The following is a 19,772-nucleotide window of genomic DNA, read 5'->3' on the forward strand; positions in this document are numbered from 1 at the left end:
CGGTCGGCGACCCACAGGCGTCCACCGACTGCAGCAGTTCGCGTCGCGCCCCGCGTCCGCGCCATCCCTGCCGCGAGGTTCGAGGCGCGGACACCGCTCGACAGGGCGGGGCGGGTGGGTCAGGGTCGAACGCCCGTCGTCAGTGAATGAGCCGCCCGTGTCCCGTGTCCGTCTCGCCGTCCTCGCCGCCTGTCTGGTTACGGCATCTGGAGCCGCAGCTCAGGAGGGGCGGGTCGATCCTGACCGGCTGAACGCCGCCGTCGCCGTTCTGGCGGGCGACGACTTCGAAGGCCGCGCCCCGACCACGCCGGGCGAGGAGCGGTCGGTGACCTGGATCGCCGAACAGTTCCGGACGCTGGGCCTCGAACCCGCAGGCGACGACGGCACATACTTCCAGACCGTGCCGATCAACCGCTTCGTCCAGGACGGACCGGCCGTGATCACCGCCAGAGCCGGCGGCGAGACGATCACGCTCCAGCGCGGGACCGACATCATCGCCAACAGCCACAGGCCGCAGAACCACATCACCATCACCGACGCCCCGGTGGTCTTCGTCGGCTACGGCGTCTCGGCGCCCGAGCGCGGCTGGGACGACTTCAAGGGCGTCGACGTGCGCGGCAAGGTCGTCCTGATGCTGGTCAACGACCCGGACTTCGAGGTCGCCGCCGACAGCCCGACGGCCAACCGCTTCGACGGCCAGGGCATGACCTGGTACGGCCGCTGGGTCTACAAGTTCGAGGAGGCGGCGCGTCGTGGCGCGGCGGCGGTCTTCGTGATCCACGAGACGGCGGGCGCGGGCTATCCCTGGAACACGCTGCAGAACTCCTCCACCGCCCCCGGCCTCGACATCGTCCGCGCCGACCCGGAGCGTGAGCGGGTCCAGGCCCAGGGCTGGATCCAGCAGGCGCAGGCGGCGCGGCTGATGACGGCGGCGGGCCTCGACTATGCGACGTTGAAGACGGCGGCCCAGTCGTCCGATTTCCGCCCGGTGGCGCTGGACGGCGTGACGATGTCGCTCGACTTCGGCCAGACTTTCAGCCGCCTGACGACCCGCAACGTCGCCGCCCGCCTGCCCGGGACCCGCCATCCGGACGAGACCGTCATGTACGGCGCCCACTGGGACGCCTTCGGCCGCGCCGTGGCCAATGCGGCGGGCGACGACATCTATAACGGCGCCGTGGATAACGCGACGGGCGTCGCGGCCGTGCTGGAGCTGGCGCGCCTGTACGCCGAGGCGCCGCGCACCGACCGCTCGGTTCTGTTCGTCTCCTGGGCGGCGGAGGAGGCGGGTCTGCTGGGCGCCTACTACTATGCGGCGCATCCGCTGGTTCCGCTGGAGACCACGGTGGTCAACATCAACATGGACAGCCTGCTGCCCGGTCCCGCGTCGTCGGAGATCGTCGTCATCGGCTTCGGCAAGACCGACGCCCAGAACCTGCTCGCCGATCTGGCGTCGGAGGAGGGACGGTCGCTGATTCCCGATCCCGCGCCCCAGGTCGGGGCCTTCTATCGCTCGGACCATTTCCCGCTGGCGAAGATGGGCGTCCCGGCCCTGTTCGCCGCCGCCGGCTTTACCGGGGCTTCGGACGCCAGCCGCGCCTATGTCCGCGACCGCTATCACCAGCCGACCGACGAATGGGCCTCCGACTGGTCGATGGAGGGCGCGGCCCAGGACGTTCAGTTGCTCTATCGCGTCGGGCTGGGTCTGGCGGACAGTCGCGACTGGCCCGCCTGGACCTCGGGCAACGAGTTCGAGGCCGTGCGTCAGGCTACGGCGGCGTCTCGGGAGTAGGGGAGAATGGTGGATGCTGCAGGGATTGAACCTGCGACCCCCTCGGTGTGAACGAGGTGCTCTCCCGCTGAGCTAAGCATCCATCTCGGGCCCGCCAGAAGCGGGGAGGCGCGGACATAGCCCGCTCCTTTCCGAAGGGCAAGTCTCAGATGCCCGCCGCGCGCACGCCTTCGGGCGTCTCCGCATCCGGGTCGCCCGGCAGCCAGGCGACATGGCCGTCATAGATGCCCTGGTTGAGGATACCTTCTTCCCTGGCCACCAGCACGGGGACCAGCATCTGGCCCGTGACGTTGGTCGCGGTGCGCATCATGTCGATGATCCGGTCGATGGCGACGATATAGCCGATCCCCTCGAGCGGCAGACCCGCCGTCGACAAAGTCAGGGTCAGCATGACGATGGAGGTGCCGGGCACGCCCGCCGTCCCCAGCGACCCCAGAACCGCTGTCAGCCCGATCAGGACGTACTGGGTCAGGCTCAGTTCGATCTGGAAATACTGGGCGATGAAGATCGCTGCGATGGCCGGATAGATGGCGCCGCAGCCGTCCATCTTGACGTTGGCGCCCAGCGGCACGGCGAACGCCGCATAGGCCTGGGGCACGCCGAGCCGCTCCACCGTCTGGCGCAGGGTGATGGGCAGTGTGCCCAGCGACGACGAGGTCGCGAACGCCGTCTGCTGGGCCGCGAACGCGCCCCGGAAGAAGGCCGTCGCCTTGAGCCCGTGCAGTTTCAGCAGGCCCGAATAGACGATCAGGATGTGGAACAGGCAGGCCGCATAGATGGCGAGAATGAACTTGCCGAGCGGCAGCAGCGCCTCCCAGCCATAGCCGCCGACCACCGAGCCGATCAGGCCGAAAACGCCGAAGGGTGTCAGCTGGATCACCCAGCGGGTGATGCGGAAGACGATGGCCGCGCCCTCGTCCACGAACCTGCGCGCCGTCTGCGCCCGGTCGCCCAGCGCCACCAGCGCGGCCCCGACGAGCGCCGAGAAGAAGATGATCTGCAGCACCTTGCCTTCGGCCAGGGCGGCGAACGGATTGGTCGGGACGATGCCGATCAGCACCTCCAGCGGCGTCGGGATCTCCCGCTCGCGCACCTCGCCCAGCGGCAGGTTGGCCAGACCGACGCCCGGATTGATCAGGTGCCCGAAGGCGAACCCGACGAGCACCGCCAGCAACGACGTGATCGCGAACCACATGATGGTCCGCGCCCCCAGCCGGATCGCCCCTGCGCCTTCGCCGAGCTTGGCGATCGAAGAGGCGATGGTGAACAGCACCAGGGGCGCGACCACCATCCGGATCAGGTTCAGATAGATGTCGCCGATCGGCTGGAGCCAGACCTCCGCCTGGTCCCTCAGGATCAGTCCGGCGACGATGCCCAGGGCGAACCCTGCGGCGGTGCGCTGCCACAGGGGGATAGCGAAGAATCTGGCAAGCATGGCGGCGACTGATCCGGGGGAGGAGACCGGAGTGTGGGCACGGCGTCCGGAAACCGCAACAGGCGAGGCACCGAGCGAATCTTCGTCGGGCGTTAGAAACGTTGGTGCCGATCCGGCACGGGATCAGGGAAAGCGCGACTGGGTTCCGTTCATCCGGGCGAAGACCTGATCGTAGGTTCCGGTCGCCAGCGCGCCGTGCAAGAACTTCACCCGTTCGACCAGAATCTCTTCGTGGCAGGCCTCGAACAGGGCGACGCTTTCGGCGATGAAGTCGGCCAGCGGCATGGCGTTCGGATTCTGCGCCTGGCCCGGCATCAGATCGGTCGCCACCGCCGGCGGGGCCCATTCGACGACCTTGACCGAGGTCCCGGCCAGTTGCGCCCGCAGCGACTGACTCCATGAATGGATCGCCGCCTTGGTCGCCGAATAGGTCGGCGTCGCCGCCATCGGCACGAAGGCCAGGCCCGACGACACGGTGACGAAGGTCGCGGCGGGCTTCGTCAGCAGATGCGGCAGGAAGGCTGCCGCCAGCCTGATCGTGCCCAACAGGTTGGTCGAGACGATGTCGTCGACGATCGACAGGTCGAACGCGTCCGACAGGCTCTCGCGCTTCATGATTCCGGCATTGCTGACCACCGCGTTCAGGTCGGGATGGCCCGCGATGACCTTGGCGGCGAAGGCGGTGATGGCAGCGGGATCGGCGACGTCCAGCACCTCATACGCCATGCCGGGGTTGGCGGCGACGACCTCGGCCAGCACCTCGGCGCGACGACCGGCGACAATGACCTTGGCGCCTTTCGCGTGCAGGGCCTCGGCGAAGGCTCGGCCGATGCCGGTGCCGCCGCCGGTGATGAGGATCGTATCGGTGGCGAGGTTCATTGTCGGTCTCCGGCGGTGGGTCTGGCGTCAGGCGCCTTGAAGCGCCTTGGCTACATAGTGATCCACCACGATCATATCGACGGCCTCCTCGATATCCTCGAAGGCGTCGACGATGACGTCGGGCTCGAGATCTTCCATCGGGATCGGGGTATAGCCGAAGGTCACGCCGATCGACGGCACGCCGGCATCCTTCGCACAGGCGATGTCGGGCGAGGCGTCGCCGACCATGATTGCGCGCTCCGGGTCGCCGCCGACGGACTTGACTGCCTCGACCAGATGGCAGCCCGAGGGTTTCCGCGCCGAGACCCGGTCGGGGCCGACGATGGCGGCGAAATGCTTCGTCAGGTCGATCTTGCTCAGCAGCAGTTCCGACAGGTCCGACCGCTTGTTGGTCACGACGACCAGGGTCGCACCGCGCTCTGCCAGGGTCTCCAGCGTCTCGACCACGCCCTCGAACGGCGCGGAGTGGTCGGCGATGTGCTCGATGTAGTCGGCGATGAAGGCGTCGAACAGATCGGGGTCGGCGGCGCGCTCGATCGAGGCTCCGGCCAGCTCGAACCCGTGCTTGAGCAGGGCGCGGGCCCCGCCGCCGATCAGCTCGCGCGCGCTCTCCATCGGGGCGGGCGGCAGGCCTTCGAGGGCCAGCATCCGGTTCAGGGTGCCGACCAGATCCTCGTGCGTTTCGACCAGTGTCCCGTCCAGGTCGAAGGCGAGAGTCCAGCCTTCAAGGTCGCGTTCGATCATCAGTCGTCTCCCGTCGGGCCGCCCGATGGGTTAGACCTCGCGCCGTGACTAGCCGCCGGACCGATTCATGACCACTCCCCATCCGAGAGCCGCCATCATCCTCGCCGCCGGCCAGGGGACGCGGATGAAGTCGCCCCTGCCCAAGGTGCTGCATCCCGTCGGCCACCGCGCCATGCTGGATCACGCCATCGACGCGGCCCAGGCCCTGCACTGCGAGCGGATCGTCGTCGTCGTCGGAGCCCACTCGCCGGAGGTCCGGGCCCATGTCGTCGCGCGGCTGGGCGAGGACGCCGTCGCGGTTCAGGATCCGCCCATGGGCACTGGCCATGCCGTCCGCGCCGCCGAGGCCGTGCTCGGCGACTTCATCGGCCAGGTCGTGGTCACCTATGGCGACGTTCCCCTGCTGCGCGCCCCCGACATCGAGGCGGTGTTCGAGACGCATGACGGCGTCACCGTCATCGGCTTCGAGACAGCTTTCCCAGGAGCCTACGGCCGGCTCGTCATGGACGGTGAGACCCTGACCGCGATCACCGAGGCCAAGGAGGCGTCGCCTGAGGTTCTGGACATAACCACTTGTAATTCCGGCGTCATGGCCGCGCCAGTCGGTCTGTTGTTCTCGCTGCTGGCCGAGGTCACCAACGCCAACGCCAAAGGCGAATACTACCTAACCGACGTGGTGGAACTGGCCCGCAAGCGAGGTGAGCCGACCCGGGTCGTCATGGCGGGCGAGGACGCGGTCATGGGCGTAAACTCCCAGAACGAACTCGCAATCGCGGAATCGGTGTTCCAAGAGGACATGGCCCAAGCGTTCATGGACGCGGGTGTCACCCTGGTTGATCCGAAGACCGTCCACTTCGCCTGGGACACACAGATCGGCGCGGGATCAACGATTGAGCCCTATGTCGTCTTCGGACCCGGCGCACGCGTCGCCGAGCGCGCCCGCATCCGCAGCTTCAGCCATGTGGAAGGCGCGAGCATCGCCTCCGGCGCCGAAGTCGGACCCTATGCCCGCCTGCGTCCCGGCGCGGATCTGGGCGAGGACGTCAAGGTCGGCAACTTCGTCGAGGTGAAGAACGTCCGCATGGAGAAGGGCGCCAAGGCCAGCCACCTGTCCTATCTCGGCGACGGCTCGGTCGGGGCGGGCGCGAACATCGGCGCCGGCACGATCTTCTGCAACTACGACGGCTTCAACAAAGCCCTGACGACGGTAGGCGAGGGGGCTTTCGTCGGCTCGAACTCGTCTCTGGTTGCGCCGGTCACCATCGGCGCGGGCGCCATCGTCGGCTCGGGCTCGGTAATCGTCGAGGACGTGCCCGCCGACGCCCTGGCCCTGGCCCGCGGACGTCAGGTCAACAAGGCCGGCGCCGGCGCGGCCTTCCGCGACAAGGCCAAAGCGAAGAAGGCGGCGAGGAAATGAGCGACCACCAGAAACAGATCGCCGGCGAGGCCGCCGCCCTTCGTGTCGAGGCCGGCATGGTCGTCGGGCTCGGCACCGGCTCCACCGCCGCCTGGTTCGTCAAGGCGCTGGCCGCCCGCAACCTGACCGGCCTGCGCTGCGTCCCGACGTCGGAGAAGACCGCCGATCTGGCCCGTGAACTGGGCCTGCCGCTGGTCACTCTGGAGGATGTATCGAAGATCGACCTGACCGTCGACGGCGCCGACGAGGTTGGTCCGGGCCTGGCCCTGATCAAGGGCGGCGGCGCGGCCCTGTTGCGCGAGAAGCTGGTGTGGGAGGCGTCCACCCGCTGCATCGTCATCGCCGACGCCGCCAAGGTGGTGCCGGTCCTGGGCGCCTTCCCCCTGCCGATCGAGGTTGTCGCCTTCGGTCACAAGACCACGGGCAACCGCATCGCCGACGTCCTGATCGATCACGACATCCAGATGCCGGCCCGCCTGCGCCAGGCCGATCGCGGCGTGGTCCGCACCGACGGCGGCAACGTCATCTACGATGCGAAATGCCAGGCCATCCACGACCCGGTCCGCCTCGCCGACGATCTGAAGCTGATCACCGGCGTGGTCGAGCACGGCCTGTTCCTCGACCTCGCCGACGAGGCGATCATCGGTACGGACGCGGGCGTGGAGATCCGGCTGCCCTGACCGCGACGCGGTTGCGCACGGTCGTTACTCCTCGATGCTGCTCAACCTCGTATGGGCGCGATGGATGGAGGCGGCGATTTCGTCGCGTGCCGCCCCCGGGCCACGCTGGGTGCGTTGCGCCTGGTAGAGTCCTTCGAGATAGGCCCGGTCCCACTGCGTGAGGCCCGCGGCAGCGTCGGGCGCTTCGAACACGTTCAGGACCGAGGCGTAGGCGCTTGTGTCAGCTTCCGGATCGACCTGGGCGAAGACGATCATCGAGACATAGTCGACCAATTGTTGCGACGTCACGGAGGCGACCTTGTCGATGTCCAGGATGACGACGGTCTTGACGATCTCATCGACGATCTGGGTCGTGACGCGGGATGCCAGCATGTAGATGTTGGGTGCGAACTGACCGGTAACGCTGCAGTTTCCGCTGCATTCGCCGGGGATGCGAACCGCGCGCTGTCCGGTCATGGAGTCGATCGGCATGCTCACGGTCCACCAGCGGACCGCGTCATCCGAACGCCGGAACCGCTCCAGAGCCGCGCCCCCTCGATCCATGCCCGGCCCCCCGGGTCGGAACGCGCGCGGCAGTTCGGCGGTCACGGTCCGGGCCAGATCGTCTGGCTCGGCCGAGGCGACGATGACCACATTGGGCTGGCAGCCGGGCGCGCCGCGTCGCAGGCCGATATCCTCCGCCACGGCGTAAACGCGATTCGTGATGTATCGGGCTGGCGCGTCCTGGAGGTTCACCACACCCACGCAGACCTCACGGTCCCATCGCGCCAGATTCCGACGACCGGCCGGCGCCGCGACTTCAGCGACGAAGGTGTCGATCAGGGTTGTCAGCGGACGTCCTGTGACCTCGATGTCCTCAAGCCGGACGGGTTCGCCCATATGGGCGGCTTGCGGTGCAACCTGGAGCGGCCGGTTCGACGCGTTGGCGTCGCCCTCGATCGACAGGGTGGCCATGACGGCCAGGGCAGCGAGCGTAAGCATGACGGCGTCTCTCCTGAACAGGTCCCGGGTGTTACGCTAACACCGATAGGCGGACGTTCAACTGCGGCGGAATCACCGCGGTCGCCGTGTCCGGAAAGCGACATTTCCGTCGACGCTTTAAGTCCTTACACTGGAGCTTGATCGCCTCTAGGGTGAGCTGAACTTCAGCGAAGCCATGACCGAGCGCGACGACCCAGCCATCACCGCCATCGGGCGGATCGACACGGTGCCGTCGATCCTCGAGGTGTGCTGTCGGGTCACCGGCATGGGCTTCGCGGCTGTCGCGCGGGTGACGGAGACCGAATGGACGGCCTGCGCCGTGCGCGACGAGATCGCCTTCGGCCTCGCCGTCGGCGGCCAGCTGGACGTCCAGACCACCCTCTGCGACGCGGTGCGCTCGGAACGCGACACCATCGTCTTCGACCACGCGGCCGAGGACCCTCGCTACGCCGACCACCACACTCCGCGTCTCTATGGTCTGCAAAGCTACATCTCGACGCCGATCATCCGGTCGGACGGGAGGGTCTTCGGCACCCTGTGCGCCATCGACCCCGATCCACACCATGTGTCGAAGCCGGAGACGGTCGAGACCTTCAAACTGTTCGCTCAGTTGATCGCAGCCCAACTGGACGCCGACGAGCGGCTCGCGGCGTCGGAAACAGCGCTGCTGGACCAGGCGGCGGCCAGCGTCTTGCAGGAACAGTTCATCGCCGTTCTCGGCCATGACCTGCGCAACCCGCTGGCCGGCGCTGATGCGGGCGCATTGCTGCTCCAGCGGATGGAGTTGCCGGACAAGGCCCAGTCGATCATCAGCGCCGTCCGCGCCAGCCACGCCCGCATGGGACGGCTCATCGACGACGTTCTCGATTTCGCTCGGGGCAGGCTGGGCGGCGGCGTGTCGGTCGAGCCCCGACCGCACGCCGATCTGGCGGATGCTCTCGAGCAGGTCGTGCAGGAGATGCGCTCTGCCCATCCGCATCGCGCCATCGCCACCGATCTCTCCATCACCGACGAGGTCGCCGTCGACCGCGACCGGCTGGGCCAACTGCTGTCCAACCTCCTGGGCAACGCCCTGACCCACGGCGCGCCCGAGGGCGAGATACGGGTCATCGCCGTGGTCCGAGACGGCCTGTTCGAACTGTCGGTGTCCAATCCGGGGGATCCCATTCCGGACCACGTCATGCCCGGCCTGTTCGAGCCCTTCCATCGCGGAGCCGCCGACAAGGGCAATCGCGACGGCCTGGGCCTCGGCCTCTACATCGCCTCCCAGATCGCCCAGGCGCACGGCGGCATGCTGGAGGTCACGTCCGACGCCGGCGAGACGACCTTCCGGTTCCGCATGCCGGGCGGCGCGACGGCCTGGGGCTGAAGCCTGCAAGGCGCTTGTCCCGGCTATCGACGGCGCCTAAATCCATCCGCCGACGCCGCCAGCGACGTCCGGCCTCTCCGGACGCTTCGGACGCTTCGGACTGTGTTTTCCCGTCCGGTTCGAGATCGCCATGGCCGACTACGACTACGACCTCTTCGTCATCGGCGCGGGCTCGGGCGGGGTGCGCGCGGCGCGACTGACGGGTCTGGGCGGCAAGAGGGTCGCGGTCGCAGAGGAGTTCCGCGTCGGCGGCACCTGCGTCATCCGCGGCTGCGTGCCCAAGAAGTTCATGGTCATGGCCAGCGACTTCGCCCACCAGTTCGAGACGGCCGAGGGCTATGGCTGGAGCGTCGAAGCCAGTTTCGACTGGCCGAAATTCATTCACTCCAAGGACGTCGAGATCGCCCGGCTGTCGGGCATCTACGCCGCCAACCTCGGCAAGGCCGGCGTCGAGCTGATCCACGGCCGCGCGGTCCTGAAGGACGCCCACACCGTCGAGATCGTCGGCAAGAACCAGACGATCACCGCCGAGCGCATCCTGATCGCCACCGGCGGCCGCCCCTGGATGCCGGACGAACTGCCGGGCATCGAGCACGCCATCACCTCGGAAGAAGCCTTCCACCTGCCGGAACTGCCCAAACGCATCCTCATCGCGGGCGGCGGCTATATCGCGGTGGAGTTCGCGGGCATCTTCGCCGGGCTCGGCGTCGAGACGACCCTGATCTATCGCGGCCCCAACATCCTGCGCGGCTTCGACGACGATGTGCGCGCCCACCTCGCCGGCGAGATCGAGAAGCGCGGCATCAAGGTCATCCTGGGCTGTCAGCACGCCGAGATCAGAAAGACCGCAACCGGTCTGGTGAACGTGCTGGAGAACGGCATGGAGATCGAGACCGACGTCGTCATGTTCGCCACCGGCCGCGTCCCGCACGTGAAGGACCTGGGTCTGGAAGCCGCCGGCGTCGAACTGAACGAGAAGGGGGCGATCAAGGTCGATACGCTCTCGAAGACGACTGCGGAGAACATCTGGGCGATCGGCGACGTCACCGACCGGATGAACCTGACCCCCGTCGCCATCCGCGAGGCCGTGGCCTTCCACGAGACCGTCTACAAGGACAATCCGCAGCATTTCGACTACGAAGCCGTGGCTACGGCGGTCTTCTCCCAGCCTCCCGTCGGCGTCGTCGGACTGAGCGAGAGCGAGGCGCGCCACACCTGCGCCAAGGGTGTCGATGTCTATGTGACGCGCTTCCGGCCGATGAAGTACGCCTTCACCGGATCGGACGAACGGGTGCTGATGAAGCTGGTCGTCGACGCCGACACCGACCGCGTCGTCGGCGTCCACATCGTCGGCCCCGAGGCCCCCGAAATGATCCAGCTGGCCGCCATCGCCGTGAAGGCCGGCCTGACCAAGGCCCAGTGGGACGCCACCTGCGCAGTCCACCCGACCATGGCCGAGGAACTGGTGACCCTGAAGGTCAAACAGTCGCAAGAGACGAGCGCGGGCTGACGTCCGCTGATCGCCGCCCTTCGTTTCAGGAGTTCCCATGTCCCTTCGCCTCGTCGCCCTGACCGGCATCGTCGCCCTGTCCCTGTCGGCCTGCGGAGAGCCCGCGCCGGCGGACAAGACGGCAGGGGAGGCGGCCGCGACGTCGGCGACCGCGCCTGCGGAAGCAGCAAACGCCGATTTCGATCTGGCCTCGGTCCCGCTGTCGACGGCGGATCTCGCGCCTTCGCCGTACTTCGCGGCCCCCGCCGGCTACCGTGCCGAAGAGTCCGGCGACATTCGTGCGACGCAGTTCCCCATCTGGCTCGGCGATCGTTTCCAGATCGTCGAGGGCGACGTTCACTGGACCCGTATTGGCGCCGAAGACGGCAAGACCCTGTCGCGCACCGAGGTCGAGCGCGCGGTGGAAACGGCGGTGCTGGCGGCCGGCGGCGTCAAGGTCGGCTCGGGCCAGGTTCCGGAAAGCGCCGCCTCGGCCCTGCCGGAGACCATGCGCCAGGAACTGCTCAGCGCGCTGGGCGACAACACCAACAGCCCGACAACCGACTACGTCATCCGCCGCGCCGACAAGACGATCTGGGTCCACTCGGTCGTGTCGATCGAGGTCGCCCACCTGACCGTCGTCGACGCCCCGCCTCTTGCTCCGGCCGCACCGGGGCCCGCATCAAACTGAGGTTTCGGACAGGTCATTCATTGTCCCGAACGGCCCGCAAGGGTAAGGAACTACCCATGAATACGCGTTGGACACCCGAAAGCTGGAGACAGAAACCCATCGTGCACATGCCGATGGACTATCCGGACGCGCGCGCCCTGACCGCCGTCGAGGACGAACTGCGCGCGATGCCGCCGCTCGTGTTCGCGGGCGAGGCTCGCAGCCTGACTGCCAAACTGGCCCAGGTCGAACGCGGCGACGCCTTCCTGCTCCAGGGCGGCGACTGCGCCGAGAGCTTCAAGGAGTTCTCGACCGACAACATCCGCGACACCTTCCGCCTGATCCTGCAGATGGCCGTGGTCCTGACCTTCGCGGGCCGCAAGCCGGTGGTGAAGGTCGGCCGCATCGCCGGCCAGTTCGCCAAGCCGCGCTCCTCGCCGGTGGAAGAGATCGACGGCGTCCAGCTGCCGTCCTACCGCGGCGACAACATCAACGGCTCGGCCTTCACACCGGAAGAGCGGATCCCCGATCCCCAGCGCCTGTTGAAGGCCTACAACCAGTCGGCCTCGACCTTGAACCTGCTGCGCGCCTTCGCCGGCGGCGGCTATGCCGACCTCTATAACATCCATCGCTGGACCCAGGGCTTCGCCGACGGCGGCGTCGGCGCCCAGTACCGCGAACTGGCCGAGAAGATCGCCGAGGCCCTGGCCTTCATGGAGGCGGTCGGCGTCACGCCCGAGACCCATCCGGACCTGTCTCGCGTCGAGGTCTTCACCTCGCACGAGGCTCTGCTTCTCAACGTCGAGAGCGCCCTGACGCGTCTGGACGGGGGTTCGGGCGAATGGTTCGACACCAGTGCCCACATGCTGTGGATCGGCGAGCGCACGCGTCAGCTGGACGGCGCCCACGTCGAGTTCATGCGCGGCATCAAGAACCCGATTGGCGTGAAATGCGGCCCGACGATGGAGCCGGACGACCTGCTGCCTCTGATCGACGCCCTGAACCCGGAGAACATCCCGGGCCGTCTGACCGTCATCGGTCGTTTCGGCCACGACAAGGTTCATGCCCGTCTGCCCAGGCTGATGAAGGCCGCCAGGGACCACGGCAAGAAGGTCATCTGGTCGATCGACCCGATGCACGGCAACACCCTGATGGCCGCCAGCGGCTACAAGACCCGGCCGTTCGACCGCATCCTGGGCGAGGTAAAGGGCTTCATCGAGGTGGCCGAGCACGAGGGCGTCCACCCCGGCGGCGTCCATCTGGAGATGACCGGCCAGAACGTGACCGAATGCCTGGGCGGGGCTCAGGCCGTGTCCGAGGACGACCTGTCGAGCCGCTATCACACCCACTGCGACCCCCGCCTCAACGCCGATCAGGCGCTGGAACTCGCCTTCCTGGTGGCTGAACGTCTCAAGTCCGGCCGGCTGAACAAGTCGAAGGCGGCATGACCACCGAGGCTGTCGGCAGGCCGGATCACGACGACCGGGGAGGGCGCACCGCCTTCCAGGGCGCACCCGGCGCCTTCAGCCACGAAGCCTGTATCGAGTTGCGGCCGTGGGACGAGCACGTCCCGTTCGACACCTTCGAACAAGCCATCGCCGCCGTGAAGTCTGGCGACTGCGACTGCGCCCTGATCCCGGTCGAGAACTCGACCATCGGTTCGGTCGAGCCCGCCGCGACCCTCGTCGCCGAGGCCGGCCTGCCCGTCGTGGGCGATGCCTGGCGGCCGATCCGCATGGCCCTGGTGGCCATCGAGGGCACGGCGATCGAACAGATCCGCACCGTCGCCAGCCACCCCATCGCCCTGCGCCAATGCACCCGGACCCTGGCCGAGATGGGTTTCGAGATCGTCGAGGCCTTCGACACCGCCGGCGCCGCCCGCGAGGTCGCCGAGCTGGGTGACCGCACCCGCGCCGCCATCGCTCCCATTGCCGCCGCCGAGGTCTATGGACTGACGGTTCTGCGCAACGACCTTCAGGATTCCGACGACAACCGCACGCGATTTGTTCTTCTGGCCCGCGAACCGGGTTGACGCCGCACGATCGTTGCGTGTCTTAAGGGCCGACGGATCGCCACCGATCCGAACAACCGGTTCGACCCATGTCCCCGCTGCGCGCTTCGCTTTCGACCCTTTCGCTCCGTTCGCGCGCGGCTGCCTGCTATTTTGGCTCCTATTTTTACGGCTTTCGATACGCCGGCTGAGGCCTTGAGCGACCCCCGCTCCTGACAGCCTCGCCGGCGACCGCCCTCAACCGGGGCGGCGGCGCACCCCTTCGCCCTCAATCGAAATGCATCCCGTGAAAGCCCGAATTCCATGCCCCAATCGAACCTCCAGCAAGTCTGGCCCGACATGAACCCCGAAGAGATGTCGCCCGAACAGATGGCTCTGGCCGCCCTGCGCGCCGAGATCGACCTCGTCGATGACGAGCTGCTGACCCTGTTCCAGCGCCGTCTCGCCATCGCCGCCAAGGTGGGTCTGGCCAAGGACGCGCCCCATGGGCCCCACACCAAGCTGCGCCCCGACCGCGAACAGACCGTCCTCAGCCGCGTCATGGCCAAAGCCGATCCCGAGAATCTTCAGGCCGTCGAGGGCCTCTGGCGCGAGATCGTCGGCTGGGGTCTGGCGCGTCAAGGCCAGCTTCAGGTCCAGGTCTGGGCTCCGACCGACCCGACCCGCGCCTTCGACGGCGCCCGTCACCGCTTCGGCACGGCCGCCTCGATCCGCATGGTGCGCGATCCGCAGGCCGCACTCGCCTTCGCCGCAGAGGGCAAGGGCGTGGCCGTCCTGGCCGTGAACACCGACGACTCCTGGTGGGTCGGCCTGCGCCGCGATTGGTCGAGCCTGAGCGTCTTCGACGGATTCGGCTCTGCGGGCGGTCAGCCGACCTCCCTGGCCGTCGGAAAGATCGATCCGGCCGCCCTGCCCAAGGGCCGTCGTGTCGTGGTCTCGGCGGGCGGCGATGCGGGCGACGGCGGCGGCGCGCGTCGCTGGGGCCTGAACACCCACCACGGCTGGACCCTGGCCCTGACCGACGCCGACCTCACCCCCGGCGACGCCGAGGGCTGTGTCGGGGCGATCGGCTAGGCCGCGGGTGGCGTCGCGCCGGGCGGCAGAGCGGCCGGCGCAGGCTGGCCCGGATCGCCCGGCATCGACTTGATGTAGCGATAGACCGCGCGCTTGTCGGCTTCAGACATGGCGCGGACGCTCGGCCAGGGCATGGGCGGCAGGCTGGTTCCGGTGGCCAGCAACTGCACCCATTCGTCTTCGGAGTGGCCGGCGACGGTCAGGCGCAGGTTTTTGCCGTAGCTTACGCCCCACGGTCCAGTATGGCCTTCGGTCGACCCTTTCAACCATTCGCTCTCGGGCGGCTGGGCGCCGCCGGTCGTGGCGTACTGTGGCGTGTGGCAGTCGTTGCAGCCGCCGACCAGCACGACATAGCGCCCGGCCTCGATGTCGCTCGCGGCGATGACGTGCGGCCCGTCGGAGCTGTCCGTCATTTTCACGCTCGCCTGCTGGCATCCGGAAAGCAGGGCGGCGCCGGCCCATGTGACGACGATAGCGGATCTGATCATTTTGAATTCCCCCGTTCGGCGAGAGGGAACATGCGGCAGTGTTTGTGGTCAAGCTGTGGGCGATCAGACCGCCCGGTCAGACGGCCATGTTGTCGATCAGCCGTGTCTTTCCGAGCCAGGCCGCCGCCAGGATTCGCGCCGGCCCGTCGACCACACCGTTCGGGAAGGCCGCCAGATCGTCAGCCCGTCGCACGGCGACATAGTCGACCCGCTCGAACCCGGCCTTCAGCAAATCGGCATAGGCGTCGAGCTCCACCGCCGCCAACGGCCGACGGTCTGCCGCCTTGATCGCAGCCTCGGCCAGCACGCCGTTCAGTCTGCGCGCGATCTCCAGTTCCGCCTCGGTCAGGTAGGAGTTGCGCGACGACAGGGCCAGGCCATGCCCGTCGCGCTCCGTGGGCGATCCGACGATCCCGGTCGGGATATCGAGGTCACGGGCCATCCGCTTCACGACCATCAGCTGCTGGTAGTCCTTCTCGCCGAACACGGCGACATCGGCCTGGACCTGGTTCAGCAGCTTGGCGACCACTACGGCGACCCCGCCGAAGAAGTGCGGCCGGAAATCCGTCTCAAGCCCCTGCGACGGCCCGCCGACGTTGACCGAGGTGACGAAGCCGTCCGGATACATCTCGCCGACCGTCGGCGCGAACAGCAGCTCGCAGCCCGCCCCGGCCAGCAGTGCTGCATCCTCCATCTCGCGCCGGGGATAGGTCCCCAGGTCCTCGTGCGCCGCGAACTGGGTCGGGTTGACGAAGACGCTGGCGACCACCTTGTCCGCCCGCCGCCCGGCCTCGCGCACCAGAGTCAGATGGCCCGCGTGCAGCGCTCCCATCGTCGGCACGAATCCCACGGTGAACCCCTGACGTCGCCACTCGCGCACGGTCTGACGCAACGCTTCGACGGTTCGCGCGATGGGAAGGGGAGGAGCGTTCTCAGTCATGCTTACCGGGTTAACCGTTCGACTTAAGGCTGTTCGTGCACGGGGCGGAAAAACCTGCCGGGCTAAGAGTGGCTTATGACGCCCAGCAGAATGCTTCGTCCAGTGCTCCTCGGTCTCGCCGGCCTCGCGACCTCGTCGTGCAGCCTGGTGGAGAGCGACCCGCACCGGTTTGAGTCCATGGCCCAGGCCGTGGCAGACATCCCGCTCGACGGGGGGACCCGGCCCGTGCGCACCGCCGCCGAAACGGGGCTTCGTCCGGCGCTCGCCGTAACCGAGACGGTGGTGAACCCCGGCGCCTTGCGAGTCGAGGTCATGGATCCGCACGATCTCTGGGATGCCCGTGACGCCGGTCTGCGCGGCGCGGTCGAACGCGCCGCACCCGCCCTGATCGGGGCCGCCGCGCCCATGGTCGCCGAAGCCGTGGTCCAGCGCGTCTCGGCCGAGATGCCGACAAACCGAATCGCTCCGCCCGTCGAACGCGCCATCCAGCGCACCACCCTGCAACTCGGCGCCTTCGCCAGCCCGGCCGCGGCCCGACGCGCCTGGAGCCGGATCGCCGACGCCGGGCACGGGGTGGCCGAACTGTCCCCGACGTTCGAAGCGGTCGAGGTCGACGGCCGCAGCCTGACCCGCCTCAAGGTCGTCGCCCCCGCCGACGCCGCCCGCGCCGTCTGCCGCGCGGCGGATGCGGCCCGGCTGGGATGTCTGCGCCGGGGGTGACCCCGCGCTCAGGCAGCGAGCGACCGCGTCGCGAGCGCTAGAGCACAAGAATGCCCACAGCCGTCTTTTAACCTTTCGTTGACGGAAGCGGCGGCTCCCCCGATTCTGGCGAACCATGGCGACCGGCGAGTGAGTCGGTCGTCGCCAGCTTTCGGATCATCGGATCATGACGCAGCCTCAGGTCATCGTCGTCGGCAACGAAAAGGGCGGGGCGGGCAAATCCACCCTGGCCATCCACATCGTCTGCGGCCTGCTGCACGCGGGCCGGCGGGTGGCCATACTGGACCTGGACCTGCGCCAGCGGTCGATGTCGCACTTCTTCGCCCACCGCGCCGCATGGACCGCCGCCAACGGCGTGACCCTCCCGATGCCGGTCGAGCCCGACCTTGGCGAGGGCAAGGCCTTGGCCAAGGCGGACGAGGCTGAACAGATCGCCCGCTTCGAAGCCGCCTTCGCAGAGGCTCAAAATGCCGACGTCATCCTGATCGACACCCCCGGCGGCGACACCGCCCTGTCGCGCGCGGCTCACGCCCGGGCCGACCAGATCGTCACCCCGATGAACGACAGCTTCGTCGACTTCGACATGCTGGGCACGGTCGATCCCGTGACCCTCGACCTGCTCAAGCCCTCGACCTACTCCGAAAGCGTCTGGGAGGCGCGCAAGCATCGGGCGATCAAGGAAGGCCGCCACGCCGCCATCGACTGGGTCGTGATCACCAACCGCCTCGCCGTTGCCGAGGCCCGCAACCGCCGCCGCCTCGAAGAGAAGATGCAGAAACTTGCCAAGCGCGTCGGCTTCCGCGTCGGACCGGGACTGCGCGACCGGGTCATCTATCGTGAGCTCTTCCCGTTCGGCCTGACCGTCGCCGACCTGTCGAACGAGGTGCGCCCTGTGGCCGTCTCTCTGGCCCACGTCGCCGCGCGTCAGGAAATGCGCAACCTGATGCAGTCGCTGGGCCTCGACGCCGCCGCCCTGCCAGCCCTGGACGCGGCGGCCTGACCCCGGTTCACCCATGGGTCTGATCTGGCTGGTCCTCGCCGGGATCGTGGTCTGGGCGCTGATCCGCCTCGGACGCCAGACCGAGGGTCCGCGACGCGGACAATGGCGCGTCGCCGCCACCCTGATCTCGGCGGCCCTGATCGCGGGCGGCGCCCTGGCCCTGGCGAAGGGAACGTGGATCTTCGGAGGCGGACTGGTCGGGGCGGGCCTGTGGCTCGTGCTGTCGTCGCGGATCCGGTCGGTCCCGGTGCGACGGGAGGCGATCGGCGACGCCGAGGCGCGCTCCATACTCGGCGTGAGCGCCGATGCGACGCCTGAAGCCGTCAACGCCGCCTGGCGCAGGCTGATGGGTCGAGCCCATCCTGATCAGGGAGGCACCGAAGGTCTGGCGGCGCGGTTGAACGCGGCACGGGATCGGCTGCTGCGAAAATAACTCCCTTTGGGAGAGGGTTCACGCACCGCCTATTCCCCCCTAAACCTCGCCCCATGCCGAAGCTGAACTCCGCCATCGACCCGCACTCGCCGAGCTTCAAGGCGCTACATGCCCACAACACCGCCCTGAACGCCGAACTGCGCGAGCGGGTGGCCAAGGCGGGCAGGGGCGGATCGGACGCCAGCCGCGATCGCCACGTCTCGCGCGGCAAGCTGCTGCCCCGCGACCGCGTCGAACGCCTGCTCGATCCCGGCTCGCCCTTCCTCGAGGTCGGCCAGCTCGCCGCCAACGGCATGTATGGCGATGAGGCTCCGGGCGCCGGCATGATCTGCGGCGTTGGTCGCGTCTCGGGCCGCGAGGTCATGATCGTCGCCAACGACCCGACGGTGAAGGGCGGCGCCTATTTCCCGATGACGGTGAAGAAGCACCTGCGGGCCCAGGAAATCGCCGAGCAGAACAACCTGCCCTCCGTCTATCTGGTTGATTCCGGCGGGGCCAACCTTCCGCACCAGGCCGAGGTCTTCCCCGACCGCGACCACTTCGGCCGCATCTTCTTCAACCAGGCCCGAATGTCGGCCCAGGGCATCCCCCAGATCGCCTGCGTGATGGGTTCCTGCACCGCCGGCGGCGCCTATGTCCCGGCCATGTCGGACGAGACGGTCATCGTCCGCAACCAAGGCACCATCTTCCTGGCCGGCCCGCCGCTGGTGAAGGCCGCCACCGGCGAGGTCATCTCCGCCGAGGAACTGGGCGGCGCCGAGACCCACGGGCGCAAGTCCGGCGTCGTCGACTATGTGGCCGAGAACGACGAGCACGCGCTGGAGATCGTCCGCGACATCGTCGGCCACCTGAACACCGTCAAACGCGTCGACATGGATGTGCGCGAGCCCCGCGATCCGGCCCTCGACCCCGCCGAACTCTACGGCCTGATCCCCGACGACGTCCGCGCCCCCTATGACGTGCGCGAGGTCATCGGCCGCATCGTCGACGGCTCGGAGTTCGAGGAGTTCAAGTCGCTCTACGGCCAGACCCTGGTCTGCGGCTTCGCCCGCATCTGGGGCTATCCGGTAGCCATCCTCGCCAACAACGGCGTGCTGTTCTCCGAAAGCGCGCTGAAGGGCGCCCACTTCATCGAACTGGCCTGCAAGCGGAAGATCCCGCTGGTCTTCCTGCAGAACATCTCGGGCTTCATGGTCGGCGGGAAATACGAGGCCGGCGGCATCGCCAAGGACGGCGCCAAGCTGGTCACCGCCGTCGCCTCGGCCAATGTGCCCAAGTTCACCATCCTGATCGGCGGCTCCTTCGGCGCGGGCAACTACGGCATGTGCGGCCGCGCCTTCGGCCCGCGCTTCCTGTTCACCTGGCCGAACTCCCGGATCAGCGTCATGGGCGGCGAACAGGCCGCTGCCGTGCTGGCCACCGTCCACCGCGACGCCGACAGCTGGACCCCGGAGCAGGCCGAAGCCTTCAAGGCGCCCGTCCGTCAGAAATACGAGGACGAGGGCAATCCCTACCATGCCACCGCCCGTCTCTGGGACGACGGCGTCATCGACCCGACCCAGACCCGCGACGTTCTGGGCCTGGCCATCTCGGCGAGTTTGAACGCGCCGATACCCGACACGACCTTTGGCGTGTTCAGGATGTGATTGA

The 19,772-nt window shown here is 68.1% G+C and carries 19 protein-coding genes and 1 tRNA gene; 13 read left to right on the forward strand and 7 right to left on the reverse strand.

Features of this window, described 5'->3' with window-relative positions; translation table 11 throughout:
- Positions 1 to 157: 157 nt before the first annotated feature.
- The gene (locus ACQY68_RS08595) at positions 158 to 1,792 is read left to right on the forward strand and encodes a M28 family peptidase (RefSeq protein ID WP_428148963.1); all 1,635 of its coding nucleotides are present in this window, start codon (positions 158 to 160) and stop codon (positions 1,790 to 1,792) included.
- A 7-nt stretch (positions 1,793 to 1,799) separates the two neighbouring features.
- On the opposite strand, the gene ACQY68_RS08600 is transcribed toward ACQY68_RS08595, so the two are convergent.
- The 4 genes from ACQY68_RS08600 to ACQY68_RS08615 form a co-directional block, all read right to left on the reverse strand.
- Positions 1,800 to 1,874 (reverse strand) — tRNA-Val (locus ACQY68_RS08600).
- 63 nt (positions 1,875 to 1,937) lie between these two features.
- Positions 1,938 to 3,227 carry a dicarboxylate/amino acid:cation symporter gene (locus ACQY68_RS08605; RefSeq protein WP_428148964.1) on the reverse strand — a complete coding sequence of 430 codons (1,290 nt, stop codon included), beginning with the start codon at positions 3,225 to 3,227 and terminating at the stop codon, positions 1,938 to 1,940.
- A gap of 123 nt (positions 3,228 to 3,350) precedes the next feature.
- Positions 3,351 to 4,106, reverse strand: coding sequence for an SDR family oxidoreductase (locus ACQY68_RS08610; protein ID WP_428148965.1), 756 nt, complete (start codon positions 4,104 to 4,106; stop codon positions 3,351 to 3,353).
- Between the two features lie 27 nt (positions 4,107 to 4,133).
- A complete protein-coding gene (locus tag ACQY68_RS08615) occupies positions 4,134 to 4,850 on the reverse strand; it encodes an HAD-IA family hydrolase (protein ID WP_428148966.1) in 717 nt (238 codons plus the stop codon).
- A 67-nt stretch (positions 4,851 to 4,917) separates the two neighbouring features.
- Between ACQY68_RS08615 and glmU the strand changes: the two genes are divergently transcribed.
- Together glmU and rpiA are read left to right on the forward strand one after the other, a co-directional pair.
- Entirely contained in the window at positions 4,918 to 6,267 is a 1,350-nt protein-coding gene (glmU, locus tag ACQY68_RS08620; RefSeq protein ID WP_428148967.1) for a bifunctional UDP-N-acetylglucosamine diphosphorylase/glucosamine-1-phosphate N-acetyltransferase GlmU, read from the forward strand.
- The gene (rpiA, locus tag ACQY68_RS08625) at positions 6,264 to 6,947 is read left to right on the forward strand and encodes a ribose-5-phosphate isomerase RpiA (protein WP_428148968.1); all 684 of its coding nucleotides are present in this window, start codon (positions 6,264 to 6,266) and stop codon (positions 6,945 to 6,947) included. The genes glmU and rpiA overlap by 4 nt, the downstream gene beginning before the upstream one ends.
- A gap of 24 nt (positions 6,948 to 6,971) precedes the next feature.
- On the opposite strand, the gene ACQY68_RS08630 is transcribed toward rpiA, so the two are convergent.
- The gene (locus tag ACQY68_RS08630; RefSeq protein ID WP_428148970.1) at positions 6,972 to 7,928 is read right to left on the reverse strand and encodes a hypothetical protein; all 957 of its coding nucleotides are present in this window, start codon (positions 7,926 to 7,928) and stop codon (positions 6,972 to 6,974) included.
- Between the two features lie 175 nt (positions 7,929 to 8,103).
- Between ACQY68_RS08630 and ACQY68_RS08635 the strand changes: the two genes are divergently transcribed.
- The 6 genes from ACQY68_RS08635 (at position 8,104) to ACQY68_RS08660 (ending at position 14,541) form a co-directional block, all read left to right on the forward strand.
- A complete protein-coding gene (locus tag ACQY68_RS08635; RefSeq protein WP_428148971.1) occupies positions 8,104 to 9,297 on the forward strand; it encodes a GAF domain-containing sensor histidine kinase in 1,194 nt (397 codons plus the stop codon).
- Positions 9,298 to 9,427: 130 nt separating this feature from the next.
- Positions 9,428 to 10,807 carry a glutathione-disulfide reductase gene (gor, locus tag ACQY68_RS08640; protein WP_428148972.1) on the forward strand — a complete coding sequence of 460 codons (1,380 nt, stop codon included), beginning with the start codon at positions 9,428 to 9,430 and terminating at the stop codon, positions 10,805 to 10,807.
- 37 nt (positions 10,808 to 10,844) lie between these two features.
- A complete protein-coding gene (locus ACQY68_RS08645; RefSeq protein ID WP_428148973.1) occupies positions 10,845 to 11,477 on the forward strand; it encodes a hypothetical protein in 633 nt (210 codons plus the stop codon).
- A 56-nt stretch (positions 11,478 to 11,533) separates the two neighbouring features.
- On the forward strand, positions 11,534 to 12,904 hold the full coding sequence (locus ACQY68_RS08650; RefSeq protein WP_428148974.1) for a class II 3-deoxy-7-phosphoheptulonate synthase: 1,371 nt from the start codon (positions 11,534 to 11,536) through the stop codon (positions 12,902 to 12,904).
- A complete protein-coding gene (locus ACQY68_RS08655) occupies positions 12,901 to 13,488 on the forward strand; it encodes a prephenate dehydratase domain-containing protein (protein WP_428148975.1) in 588 nt (195 codons plus the stop codon). Before ACQY68_RS08650 ends, ACQY68_RS08655 begins: the two co-directional genes overlap by 4 nt.
- Before the next feature lie 282 nt (positions 13,489 to 13,770).
- Positions 13,771 to 14,541 (forward strand): chorismate mutase, encoded by a 771-nt coding sequence (locus ACQY68_RS08660; RefSeq protein ID WP_428148976.1) that lies wholly within the window; start codon positions 13,771 to 13,773, stop codon positions 14,539 to 14,541.
- Here ACQY68_RS08660 and ACQY68_RS08665 read toward each other — a convergent pair.
- Both ACQY68_RS08665 and panC read right to left on the reverse strand, forming a co-directional pair.
- Positions 14,538 to 15,029 (reverse strand): cytochrome C, encoded by a 492-nt coding sequence (locus ACQY68_RS08665; RefSeq protein WP_428148977.1) that lies wholly within the window; start codon positions 15,027 to 15,029, stop codon positions 14,538 to 14,540. The two genes, ACQY68_RS08660 and ACQY68_RS08665, sit on opposite strands and share 4 nt — an antisense overlap.
- 76 nt (positions 15,030 to 15,105) lie before the next feature.
- Positions 15,106 to 15,969, reverse strand: a complete 864-nt coding sequence (gene panC, locus ACQY68_RS08670) for a pantoate--beta-alanine ligase (RefSeq protein ID WP_428148978.1) — start codon at positions 15,967 to 15,969, stop codon at positions 15,106 to 15,108.
- 90 nt (positions 15,970 to 16,059) lie between these two features.
- Between panC and ACQY68_RS08675 the strand changes: the two genes are divergently transcribed.
- From ACQY68_RS08675 to ACQY68_RS08690, 4 genes are all read left to right on the forward strand, one after another.
- Positions 16,060 to 16,689 (forward strand): SPOR domain-containing protein, encoded by a 630-nt coding sequence (locus ACQY68_RS08675; RefSeq protein ID WP_428148979.1) that lies wholly within the window; start codon positions 16,060 to 16,062, stop codon positions 16,687 to 16,689.
- Positions 16,690 to 16,855: 166 nt separating this feature from the next.
- Entirely contained in the window at positions 16,856 to 17,689 is an 834-nt protein-coding gene (locus ACQY68_RS08680; protein WP_428148980.1) for a division plane positioning ATPase MipZ, read from the forward strand.
- 13 nt (positions 17,690 to 17,702) lie between these two features.
- Positions 17,703 to 18,122, forward strand: a complete 420-nt coding sequence (locus tag ACQY68_RS08685; protein WP_428148982.1) for a J domain-containing protein — start codon at positions 17,703 to 17,705, stop codon at positions 18,120 to 18,122.
- Positions 18,123 to 18,175: 53 nt separating this feature from the next.
- On the forward strand, positions 18,176 to 19,768 hold the full coding sequence (locus ACQY68_RS08690; RefSeq protein ID WP_428148983.1) for a carboxyl transferase domain-containing protein: 1,593 nt from the start codon (positions 18,176 to 18,178) through the stop codon (positions 19,766 to 19,768).
- Positions 19,769 to 19,772 lie beyond the last annotated feature (4 nt).

Source organism: Brevundimonas sp. (genome assembly GCF_965278935.1).
Taxonomy (GTDB): Bacteria; Pseudomonadota; Alphaproteobacteria; order Caulobacterales; family Caulobacteraceae; genus Brevundimonas.